This is a genomic window from Mammaliicoccus vitulinus, from assembly GCF_029024305.1.
GTDB classification, from domain to species: domain Bacteria; phylum Bacillota; class Bacilli; order Staphylococcales; family Staphylococcaceae; genus Mammaliicoccus; species Mammaliicoccus vitulinus.
In genome coordinates, this window is sequence record NZ_CP118974.1 from 777,909 (window position 1) to 790,299 (window position 12,391).

The 12,391-nt window shown below is 32.3% G+C and carries 8 protein-coding genes and 1 pseudogene; 6 read left to right on the plus strand and 3 right to left on the minus strand.

The window, feature by feature from the left end:
- The first annotated feature begins 45 nt into the window (after positions 1-45).
- The 3 genes from PYW35_RS03840 (at position 46) to PYW35_RS03850 (ending at position 3,852) form a co-directional block, all read left to right on the plus strand.
- Positions 46-999 carry a LacI family DNA-binding transcriptional regulator gene (locus tag PYW35_RS03840; protein ID WP_103323452.1) on the plus strand — a complete coding sequence of 318 codons (954 nt, stop codon included), beginning with the start codon at positions 46-48 and terminating at the stop codon, positions 997-999.
- 68 nt (positions 1,000-1,067) lie between these two features.
- Entirely contained in the window at positions 1,068-2,549 is a 1,482-nt protein-coding gene (locus PYW35_RS03845) for a sucrose-6-phosphate hydrolase (RefSeq protein WP_103323453.1), read from the plus strand.
- Between the two features lie 187 nt (positions 2,550-2,736).
- A complete protein-coding gene (locus PYW35_RS03850) occupies positions 2,737-3,852 on the plus strand; it encodes an SdrH family protein (RefSeq protein WP_204107801.1) in 1,116 nt (371 codons plus the stop codon).
- A gap of 349 nt (positions 3,853-4,201) precedes the next feature.
- Here the strand turns inward: PYW35_RS03850 and PYW35_RS03855 are convergent.
- Both PYW35_RS03855 and PYW35_RS03860 read right to left on the minus strand, forming a co-directional pair.
- Positions 4,202-5,758: pseudogene (locus tag PYW35_RS03855) on the minus strand (IS3 family transposase).
- Between the two features lie 232 nt (positions 5,759-5,990).
- Positions 5,991-7,691 carry a M3 family oligoendopeptidase gene (locus PYW35_RS03860; RefSeq protein ID WP_103323204.1) on the minus strand — a complete coding sequence of 567 codons (1,701 nt, stop codon included), beginning with the start codon at positions 7,689-7,691 and terminating at the stop codon, positions 5,991-5,993.
- Between the two features lie 112 nt (positions 7,692-7,803).
- Here PYW35_RS03860 and PYW35_RS03865 point away from each other — a divergent pair, with 112 nt between their 5' ends.
- Positions 7,804-9,234, plus strand: a complete 1,431-nt coding sequence (locus tag PYW35_RS03865) for a hypothetical protein (RefSeq protein WP_016912896.1) — start codon at positions 7,804-7,806, stop codon at positions 9,232-9,234.
- Positions 9,235-9,353: 119 nt separating this feature from the next.
- Here PYW35_RS03865 and mroQ read toward each other — a convergent pair whose 3' ends face one another.
- On the minus strand, positions 9,354-10,124 hold the full coding sequence (mroQ, locus tag PYW35_RS03870; RefSeq protein WP_103323205.1) for an intramembrane glutamic endopeptidase MroQ: 771 nt from the start codon (positions 10,122-10,124) through the stop codon (positions 9,354-9,356).
- Positions 10,125-10,297: 173 nt separating this feature from the next.
- Here mroQ and groES point away from each other — a divergent pair, with 173 nt between their 5' ends.
- Positions 10,298-10,585 (plus strand): co-chaperone GroES, encoded by a 288-nt coding sequence (gene groES / locus PYW35_RS03875; protein ID WP_016912898.1) that lies wholly within the window; start codon positions 10,298-10,300, stop codon positions 10,583-10,585.
- A 40-nt stretch (positions 10,586-10,625) separates the two neighbouring features.
- A complete protein-coding gene (gene groL / locus PYW35_RS03880; protein WP_016912899.1) occupies positions 10,626-12,251 on the plus strand; it encodes a chaperonin GroEL in 1,626 nt (541 codons plus the stop codon).
- Positions 12,252-12,391: the final 140 nt, after the last annotated feature.

Here is a 12,391-nt window from a genome sequence, read left to right on the forward strand (position 1 = left end):
ATGGAAACGGTTTTATGATAGAATGTATTTTTGAGAGGTGTGTCTATGAAGACGATTAAAGATATAGCCCAAATGGCTGGTGTTTCAAAAAGTACAGTTTCTAGATATTTAAATGGTGGCTCTATAAGTAAAAATACGAAAGAAAAAATACATAAAGTAGTAGAAGAAACAGGTTATAAACCTAATCAATTTGCTCAAAGTTTAAAAGCCAAAAGGACAGGGTTAATAGGTGCAATTGTTCCTAGATTAGATTCATATGCAACTACAGAAACCTTAAAGGGAATTGAGACGAGTTTGCTTAAACAAGATGTACAAACCATGATCGTTAATACGGACTTATGCATGGAGAGGGAAATTGACTCTATATATATGCTCGCAAAAAGAAAAGTTGACGGTATTATATTAATGGCTACTCATATATCGGAAGAACATATGAAAGCAATCAAAGCTGTTGACTGTCCTATTGTCATAGTAGGCCAGTCTCATGCTGATCTATTATCAATCGTTCATGATGATTACAATGCGGGTAAGCAGGTTGCTAATTGGCTTATTAAACACAATAAACATCACATTACATATGTTGGTGTTTCAGAAAATGATATCGCAGTAGGAAAGACGAGAAAAGATGGTTTGTTTAATCCATTAAAAGAGCATGGCATTCAGCCAAAGTTTATTGAAAGTAGTTTCAGTATAAAAGATGCTCAACAGATAGGTGAAAATATTACGATTAGAGAAGATGAAGTAATTGTTGCAGCTACCGATAATATTGCATTGGGCATTTATCATACATTATTAAAAGCAGAAGGTATGATGCCAACTATTATAGGTTTCGGAGGTAATAAAATCACTGAAATTGTAGCACCAACTATACAAACAGTTAAATTCAAATACAATTTAGCAGGAGAAACTGCTGTTGACGTTTTAAATAAATGTATCAACAATCAACCAGTTGAAAAATTAAGTGTTATTGATACTTATTTTGAAGGATTGGATAAATAAACGACAAAAATTATGATAAAATATATATATTATGGAACCGGTTCAAACTAGATGTAAGGAGAATGATAATGGTAAATTGGACACGTGAAGAAAGATATACAAAACTATCAGATATATCTGAAGAAGCATATCATGAGTTACAAGAAAAAGTTAATCAATCAAAATGGCGCCAAACTTTTCACATTCAACCAAAGACCGGATTATTAAATGATCCAAATGGTTTAGTTTATTACAAAGGCAATTACCATATTTTTCATCAGTGGTTTCCTTTAGGAGCAGTACATGGATTGAAGTATTGGTATCATTATACGAGTAAAGACTTAACTCATTTTAAAGACGAAGGAATTGCGCTATCTCCAGATACAGAATTTGATAGTCATGGTGTATATTCAGGTAGTGCTTTTGAATATGATGGCAAATTACATTTAATGTATACAGGTAATGCTAGAGATGATGAATGGAATAGAAAATCATCCCAAATGGTCGCTGTCCAACAAGAGGATGGGACTTTTAAAAAGTTTGAAAATCCTGTAATTCACGACACTCCAAATGGTTATACTGAACATTTTAGAGATCCAAAAGTGTGGCATGAAAACGATAAGTATTATGCGATTTTTGGTATTCAAAGAGACAACGAAACAGGTACTGCAGTTGTCTATGAATCAGATAATATTAAAGAATGGACTTTAAAAAGCGAAATTCAAACAGATTTACAAAATTTCGGTTATATGTGGGAATGTCCTGACTTATTCAAATTAAACGGAACAGATGTGTTTATCTTTTCACCGCAAGGCATCGAACCAGAAAACAATCAATTTGAAAACATTTACCAGTCTGGCTACATAATGGGCGATTTTAATATTGATACTTTAAAATTTAACCATAAGAATTTTGTGGAATTAGATCAAGGCTTTGATTTTTATGCACCTCAAACTTTCTTAGACGAAAATGACAATAGAATTTTAATAGGTTGGATGGGACTTCCAGAAATTGATTATGCTACAGACGAAGAAGGTTGGGCACATTGCTTAACAATTCCGAGAGTGTTAACAATTGAAAATGGAAAGTTAATGCAAAGACCTATAAAGGCTTTAGAAAATTTAAGAACAAATAAAGAAACAGCAGAAGGTTATGCGAATAAGCACTCTGTTAAATTACATCCATATGAAGGTAAACAATTTGAATTAATGATCGATATTCTCGAAAATGAAGCAACCGAAATATATTTTGATGTAAGAGTATCGAAAAAATGTTCGACACAACTAATTTATAATACAAAAACGAAGCAGCTAACATTAGAGCGTTTCGAAAGTGGTATCGTTAGTGAAGCGGTTGATAAAACAACACGTACAACAACTTTAGATCAAGATTTGAAACAGTTAAGAATCTATAGTGATACTTCAAGTTTAGAAATCTTTGTAAATGATGGGGAACGTGTGTTAACAACTAGAATATTCCCTGACGAAAATGCAGTGAACTTCAGAACATCAACAGAATCAGGACAAGTATATTTGAAGTTTACAAAATATGACTTACAAATAAATCATTAATATATCAAAACACTTGTTGTAAATATTCAACAAGTGTTTTTTATAATTAATTTAAGTTGTAAGAATTATGAATAAGTTATTACAAAATATTAATTCTGTGTAACATATGGTATTAAAGCATAGAAAACAGCTAATTTATCCTTTATACTTGAAATATTAATAAACGTAAAGGAGGAGAAGAACTTTTATGAAGGTATTAAAAAATTCAATCATTTCATCATTATTATTATCTTCTATGGTGTTAGGTGTATCTTATGGAAATGATTCTCTTGCGTCTGAAACATCACATACTAAAATAGAAGATACTTCTCCTAAAATAACTGAAGAACAATCTGATCAAATAGTAGAAAATAAACAAGACTCTAAAAAAGAAACATCTACAGAGGAACCGAGTACAGAAGAACCAAGCACTGAAGAACCAAGCACTGAAGAACCAAGCACAGAGGAACCAAGCACTGAAGAACCAAGTACAGAAGAACCAAGTACGGAAGAGCCAAACACAAGTGAGAAGCCAAGCACTGAAGAACCAAGCACAGAGGAACCAAGCACTGAAGAACCAAGTACAGAAGAACCAAGTACGGAAGAGCCAAACACAAGTGAGAAGCCAAGTACTGGAGAACCAAGTACAGAAGAGCCAAACACAAGTGAGAAGCCGAGTACTGAAGAACCAAGTACGGAAGAGCCAAACACAAATGAGAAGCCGAGTACTGAAGAACCAAGTACGGAAGAGCCAAACACAAGTGAGAAGCCGAGTACTGAAGAACCAAGTGGGGGAAGCAACAACAATCAATCACCACCACCTAACAAATCAAATGGTGGATCTCCTTCATCTGAAGAGCCAAAATCCAGTGAATCAAATGCTGGTGAATATGATTATAATGAACAAAATATAGAACAATATAAACCAACGATGCCATCATATCCAAATACTGATGACTTTGGAGATACTTATTATGACGATCAACAATATGCTGATGAAGAAGAGCCAAAGTTTATCCCTGGTCATGCTGAAGCATATTACAACAAGTTGGATGAAGATGTGTTGAACTTGGTTACGAGTAAAGTAGGAAGCAGACCTGATTTAGCGCATCCAAAGTTTGAAAAGACATCTAAAACTAGTGAAACGACATCTGTTAATGATGATAATAATACAAAAACAACTTCAACGACATCCGAAAGCTTTGAAACAGCTTCTGATAAAAAAGATGTTTCTAAACCTTTAATCATTGGCATTTCTATAGCAATAGTCATTGTGTTAGGTTCAATTATTGCATTCTTTATGAGAAGAATTATTAAATCTTAATTAAGGTAACTATATTTGTGAAAATGAAAGAGTCTGGGATATAAATACCTAAACTCAAAATAAAAGATCTCTTCATCAGGCTATTTCCTAGTGAAGAGATTTTTTTTTATATTAAATCTTACGATTTTGAAAGTGCATGCTTGCCTAGGGGTATGGTTCGAGCCTGTAGTCTCTCTCGCATACGATTCCCTCAGGCGTCAGCACTTTGCAAAATCGTGAGGAATATCTAAGTGAAATTAGGGTTACGGTGTTCAAAGAGTGCTGTGGCAAAATCGCACGAAGACTCAGAAGATGAACTGCACCCTGTCAAGTAGACAACTAAAAAATGAAATTTGGGCTGTCTTCATATTTAAGCTATGAGGGCAGCCATTTTTAATGTAATTCGATCTTCATTAAAAAACTTAATGTATTGATTGATACTATGCTTTGCTTTATCAATATTTTCAAAACTATGCATCTTACTTCCTTTAAATAATTCGCTTTTTATTATGCCCCATACATTCTCCATAGGTCCATTATCAATGCACTTGCTTACACGAGACATACTTTGAATCATGCCGTTTTCTTTTAAAATCTCTTTGAATGATGGACTTGTATATTGATAGCCTCTATCACTATGCAATAAAATACCCTTGGTATTTTTGCCTCTTATTGCTTTTTTTATGGTTTTAAATACAAACTCATTATTGTTGGATAAATTGATTTCATGACTGATTATTTTTTTACTACCAAGATCATAAATTGCACTTAAATAAGCTTTCTGCCCGGTTTTCAATCTGAATTCAGTCACATCAGTTAACCATTTTTTATTTGGAACTGTTTCATTAAATTCGCGATTAAGTACATTTTCTGCGACATAGAAAGGTGTGCTCTTTATATATTTCTTTCGCTTTCTTCTGATAACAGCTTTTAAACCTATTTGTTTCATTAGTCTGTATATACGTTTGTGATTAACTTTTTTCTGTAGCTTTAATCTAATATAAATGTATATACGTCTATAACCATAAATGCCTTCATACTTATTAAATATATCTATGATATCGCCGATTAATTCTTTGTTTTCCTGTTCTAATCGTGGTGCCTTTCGGCTCATCCACTTATAATAACTCGCTCTAGAAATTTCTAGTACTTGGCATAACCATACTATTGGATAAGTATCTTTTAGCGATTTGACCGTTTTGTACGATGCTTCTTGCCTGATTTTTGTTTCATCAACTGCCTCTCGATCTCTTCCTCTTTTTTTAATACTTCGTTTTCCATTTCTAAATATTTATTTCTTTCTTCAAGTGCTTTTATACGCGCATTCAACTCTTCTTCTGGTGTCATGATGCTTTGTGGCTTACCTTTACCTCGACCATCAATAAGACCATCTTTACCATGTTCTTTATACTTTTGAATCCAACTGTAAAGTTGGCTATATTTTAAATTGAATTTTTCAGAAGCTTCTTTGTACGTTATATTGTGATCTAAGCAGTATTTTACAATCTCAATTCTTTCTTCTAATGTCGTTTTTTTAGGATTCACGATATACACCTCGGGTTCATGTGATTTATTTTTCTTACCCTCAGTATACTGAATTATCCACTGACGTACAGTTGATTTACTTCTTATGTTATATCTAATAGCTAAACCTTCTAGTGAAATACCTTTGTTTAAATAATCTTGAGCTACCTTCTCTTTTAACTTCCTTGAATATTTGGGTCTAGAAGCATGTGGTATTAGAATATCTATCCCGTGTTCAAGATACATATGATATTTGTATCTTAATTCTTTAGAATTATAGTTCAAATCAAGTTTTCTTAAAGCAGTTTCAAAACTATAACCATCCTCAACTATTTCAAATAATTTTAAAAATGTCTCAACAGATAACTTTATTTTTCTCTTCATATATAAAAACTCCCTTCAAAGTTTTGTTTTTAACTGTCTACTTTGAAGGGAGCATATCAAGATATCGTGCGATTTTGGTAAAAACTGGATAAAACGCACGAAGACTCGAAAGATATCGTGCGATTTTGGTAAAATCTGGGTAAAACGCACAAAGACTCAAAAGATATCGTGCGATTTTGATAAAATCTGGATAAAACGCACGAAAACTCAGAAGATATTGTCCGAAAAATATTGAAGTTCTATATAAGTCATTAGAATTTAGATTGATCAATCTTTTTAGTAGCTTTATATAAGTGTTCTACAATTGATTTTACTGTTCCATTTTTAAATGGAGACTGTAAATTAACGGATTTAATAATATCTACAAATGATTGAGAACGGCCGATTTGACATATTTTTAAATAGTCAGACCACGCTTGATGTTCATCATTTTCCTGTTTGATATAAAATTGCATTGCACAAATTGTTGCTAATGTATAATCAATATAATAAAACGGTGAGGCAAATATATGACCTTGTCTATGCCAAAAGGCACCATTTTCTAAATGTTGTATACCGTCATAATCTACATTTGGTAAGTATTTATTTTCTAAGTCAGACCAAATATGTCTACGTTCTTCAGGTGTCATCTCTGGATTTTCATACATATAATGCTGAAATTCGTCGACAGCTACACCATATGGTAAAAATTTAATATTATCCTCTAAATGCGATAGCTTGAATTTATCAGTGTCTGCTTTGAAAAATAAGTCCATCCAAGGATATGTTAAGTACTCCATACTCATTGAGTGAATCTCACAAGCTTCTGATGTAGGGAAGTAATACTCTGGCACCGAATATTTTAAGCTTTCAAAAACTTGAAAAGCATGACCAGCTTCATGAGTCATAACTTCAATATCACCTTGTGTACCGTTAAAATTTGCAAAGATAAATGGTGATTTGAAATCATTAATAATTGTGCAATAGCCACCACTTTCTTTACCTTTCTTAGCTTCTAAATCAAATAGTTCTTTATCAATCATAAAATCTATAAACTTAGCCGTTTCATCAGAACGATTGTGATACATTTTTCTAGCATTTTCAATTATTTCATCGGTTGAAATGCGTGGTTTAGGAGACCCGGTTTTAAAAGTGAAATTTTGGTCGTAAACTTTTAACTGGTCAACGCCTATACGTTTAGCATGTTGTGCGTTGATCGTTTCAGTTATTGGAACGACATATTCTTTTACTTGTTCTCTGAATACTTTTACGTCTTGTGCGCTATATCCTATTCTTTGCATACGATCATACCCAAGTTGTACAAAATTGTCATAGCCCAATTTCAAAGCAATTTCATGTCTAACTTTAATTAGTTCGTCATATATACGATCAAAATCTTTTAAGTGTGTATTAAAAAATTGTTCTTTCGTATTATAAGCTTCTCTTCGTATATTTCTATCTTCGTTGATTAAATATTTGCTGAACTGGGCTAAGTTTAAATGTTCACCTTTGTATGCAATGTCTGCTGATGCAATTAACTTATCATATTCACTAACCAATTTATTTTCTTTAACGAGCAAGTCGTTGATGGAAGGTTGATAAGTATTTAAAGCAACTTCAGCTAGAGAAAATAATTGCTGACCGAAGTGTTCAATTAATGCTTCTTTATATTTCGAATTTAGTAATGATTGATAAAATAAATTATCTAAATGTTGTATTCTAGGCATGTTCTCATCAAAAAAATCTCGCTCATTGCTATAAAATTCATTGTGAGTGTCAATAGATGCTCTTATGTAGGCAATATTAAAATGAGTATCTGTGTGATTTCTTATTTTGTTTATGTCGTTTATTGTTTCTATTGCTTCATCAAGCGTCGTTGCGTGATCGAATTTTTTTAATAATGTTTTAGTTTGTTGCGCTTTCTTTTCAATATTGATTTGTTCGTATTCATATTCTTTAAAAGTTACTGTCATAGTAGTACCTCCTTATTAAAAGCATTATAACATTATTCATTTAATCATTACTTGAAAATTGCGAAAAATAGGGAGTGGGCATATAATAATGTTTGAAAAGAGGTGTATTTTTATGACTAAAAATAATGAGCAATTATCTTTAGAAGTAGCAGCATTAACAAGAGAAACGAAAGAACTAGGAATTCCCATTATGATTGTATTTGAAGGTGTTCCTGCATCAGGTAAGACGAGGCTATCTAACGAACTTTTATTAACGCTTGATGCTAAATACACACATTTTATACCGACGAAATCACCTTCAGAAGATGATCTTAGATATCAATTTTTGCAGAAATATTGGAATAGTTTACCATCAAAAGGTGATATCAATATTTACTTTAGAAGTTGGTACGCTTACTTTATAGAATATCAAGAAAACAAAATAAAACATTCTATATATAACAAATATCATGATTTGAAACGACAAATACAAGATTTTGAATCTATGATTAAAGATGATGGATATGAAATTATTAAGTTTTATATTGAAATTAGTGATAAAAAAAGAAGAGAACATTTAAGAGAAATGAAAGATAATCCGTTAACAAGCTGGAAAGTACAAGAATACGAAAGTGCTATTCAAGATGATGTGTATCATAAAGAAATGCATAAAATCTTAAAAGAAGCACCTAAAGATGAATGGAAAATTATTGATTATACTGAGAAAGATGAAGCTATAAATTTAATGTACAAACATATTAGAACACGTTTGAAAGAAGCCATTAAATTACATAAAAAGAAAAACAAAGTCATTGATGGTGCTTTTACTGATCATTTTAATTCTGAATTACTCCATCAATCTATTGAGAATATAAATAAAAAAACTTATAAATCATTAGTAGGTGACTTACAAGATAGATTAAAAGAACTGCAATTTGCATTGTATGAAAGAAAGATTCCTTTAATATTAGTTTATGAAGGTATGGATGCAGCTGGTAAAGGTGGCAATATAAAAAGAGTCAGAGAAAAATTAGATCCGACGGGTTATGAAGTAAATGCAATTAGTGCACCAACAGATGTTGAACTTAATCATCATTATTTATGGAGATTTGCGAAAGATATGCCAAGAAGCGGACATATCGAAATTTTTGATAGAAGTTGGTATGGCAGAGTGTTAGTTGAAAGAGTAGAAGGATTTGCAACGAAAGACGAATGGCAACGTGCTTATCAAGAAATTAATCAGTTTGAAAAAATGTGGACGGACGAAGGGGCAATTATATTAAAGTTCTTTTTAACTTTAGATAAAGATGAACAATTAAGAAGATTTAAAGAAAGAGAAGAATTACCTGAAAAACAATGGAAAATTACCGATGAAGATTGGCGTAATCGTGAAAAGTGGGATTTATATATAGAAGCAAGTCATGATATGATTGAAAAAACAAACACTGATTATGCGCCATGGTTAATCGTACCAGCCGACAATAAAAAATCAGCAAGAATTGAAGTGTTAAAGTATATCATTAAAAAATGCGAAGAAGTGCTATGGGGAGTTAAACAATATTAAATATCGATAGATTCAAAAATATAAAAAATCTCTTCACTAGGCGATAACCTAATGAAGAGATTTTTAATTTTGAGAATGGGTCTTTACATCCCCAATCTGTTTGAATACTGTTATAAATTTTAAGAATACATGTGGATAATTGTATGATAAATGAGATGAGAAATTTGAGACTGCTTTTCTATTTGCTCATTTAATTGATCTTTAAACACGATTTGTCCTAAAACTACAATGCCATTCATACCCATATGTGCGATCATAGGTACGATGATTCTCTTAGTTAATACATATAGTCCACTAAACACAGTTCCCATAACGACATATATTAAAGTATGTGCAGGATCTGAATGTGCTAATGAAAAGACAAACGAACTAACTAACACTGCGATGATGAAACTTAACCATTTAGGTGCCTTAACCATATTGTATATTTCACCAAAAATTAATTTACGGAATATTAATTCCTCAAGAATAGGTCCAGCTAACACTATATAAATAATGAGTATATGTGATTCTTGTGCTATTTTCATGAGGTTTTGTGTATTACCACTTTCCATAGGCTGATTAAGAATATAAGTATTCACAAGTGCAGCGATAACTTGACCAAACATTGCTAGAAAAATTCCGGCTATACACCAAAAAATGACATATACCCAAGGTTCTTTAGTTTGCTTTTCAAGACGTGTTGGATTTTTAATATTTGAGTTCATGTACCATAATAATAAAACAGAAATGATTGCCGTTGTTGCCATCCAAGTTAAACTGATTTCTAATCTTGTGATTTTAGATAAATCAGAATCGGCATATAAACTATTTGGTATAATTGCAATCGTTTGTACAACGCCAAATAGTAGTAGTGTAGCAATATTAACGGTTAATCGATTAAATTGCATTTTCAATTCCTCCAAAAATAAACATGTACATATTGTACCTTATTTAGCATAAAAAGAGAAAAATTTAAGTTATATTACTTGTAATTTTGACCAAATTTGATTATTATAAAATTGTGGTTAGCACTTAAGTATAAAGAGTGCTAATATTAATAGCGCCAAGGAGGATTTTATAAATGTTAAAACCATTGGGAGATAGAATTATTATCGAGAAAACAGAAAAAGAACAAACTACAGCTAGCGGGATTGTGTTAACAGATTCTGCTAAAGAACAGTCAAACGAAGGTAAAGTTGTAGCTGTTGGACCAGGTAAGCGTTTAGAAGACGGTACAAGACTTTCTGTAGATGTTGCTGTAGGAGATCAAGTTGTATATCAACAATATGCAGGAACAGAAGTTAAACGTGATAAAGAGACATATATTATCCTTTCAGAAGATGATATTTTAGCAGTAATTGAACAATAAATTTAGATTTGTTGATGATATATTATGGAGGTATTTATAAATGGCTAAAGAATTAAAATTTTCAGAAGATGCACGTAGATCAATGCTTGCAGGTGTAGATAAATTAGCTAATGCAGTTAAAGTAACATTAGGACCAAAAGGCCGTAATGTCGTTTTAGATAAAAAATTCACTTCACCATTAATTACTAATGATGGTGTAACGATTGCTAAAGAAATTGAATTAGAAGATGCATATGAGAATATGGGAGCTAAGTTAGTAGCAGAAGTAGCAAATCAAACAAATGATGTTGCAGGAGATGGTACTACAACAGCAACGGTATTAGCTCAAGCTATGATTCAAGAAGGATTAAAAAACGTAACAAGTGGTGCTAACCCAGTCGGTATTCGTGAAGGTATCGATAAAGCGGTTAAAGTAGCTTTAGAAGAATTACAACGAATTTCACAACCTGTCGAGAAAAAAGAAGAAATTGCACAAGTCGGATCTATCTCTGCAGCTGACGAAGAAATTGGTAAATTTATTTCAGAAGCTATGGAAAAAGTAGGTAACGACGGTGTTATTACAATTGAAGAATCAAAAGGATTCAGCACTGAATTAGAAGTCGTAGAAGGTATGCAATTTGATAGAGGATACACTTCTCCGTACATGGTTACAGATTCAGATAAAATGACAGCTGAATTAGAAAATCCTTACATTTTAATAACAGATAAAAAAATATCATCATTCCAAGATATTTTACCTATTTTAGAAAAAATATTACAAACAAACAGACCAATTTTAATCGTTGCTGACGATGTAGATGGCGATGCGTTAACGAACTTAGTATTAAATAGATTACGCGGAACATTTACTGCAGTAGCTGTTAAAGCACCAGGATTTGGTGATCGTCGTAAAGCAATGTTAGATGACTTAGCAATTTTAACAGGCGGACAAGTTATTACTGATGATTTAGGTTTAGACTTAAAAGAAGCATCATTAGATATGCTTGGTGAAGCAGGTAAAGTTCAAGTTACTAAAGACGATACAACAATTGTTGAAGGACAAGGCGACTCAGTTAATATTGATGCGCGTGTTGGTCAAATTAAAGTACAAATCGAAGAAACAACTTCAGAATTCGATCGTACTAAATTACAAGAACGTTTAGCTAAATTAGCAGGCGGCGTTGCAGTGATTAAAGTCGGTGCAGCAACAGAAACAGAATTAAAAGAACGTAAATTAAGAATTGAAGATGCATTAAACTCTACACGTGCTGCAGTTGAAGAAGGTATTGTAGCAGGCGGTGGTACTGCGCTTGTATCAATTTATAATAAAGTAGCAGAAGTAGATGCTAAAGGTGACGTACAAACAGGTGTAAATATTGTGTTGAAAGCTTTAGAAGCACCATTACGTCAAATCGTTGAAAATGCAGGATTAGAAGGATCAATCATCGTTGAAAAACTGAAAAGTGCAGAAGAAGGTATTGGATTCAATGCAGCAACAGACGAATGGGTTAACATGTTAGACGCAGGTATTGTAGATCCAACAAAAGTTACACGTTCAGCATTACAAAACGCAGCTTCAGTAGCAGCAATGTTCTTAACAACTGAAGCAGTAGTAGCAGAAATACCACAAGACGAACCAGCAGCACCAGATATGGGCGGCATGGGCGGAATGCCAGGTATGATGTAATAGATTCGTAAATAAAAGAGAGTGAGATATTAAAACTCATTCTTAAAATAAAAGATCTCCTCTTAGGCTAAAGCCTAGTGAGGAGATTTTTTTATATTTTAACATCGTGGAGAATATTCATTTTTATAATATTTTTTCTT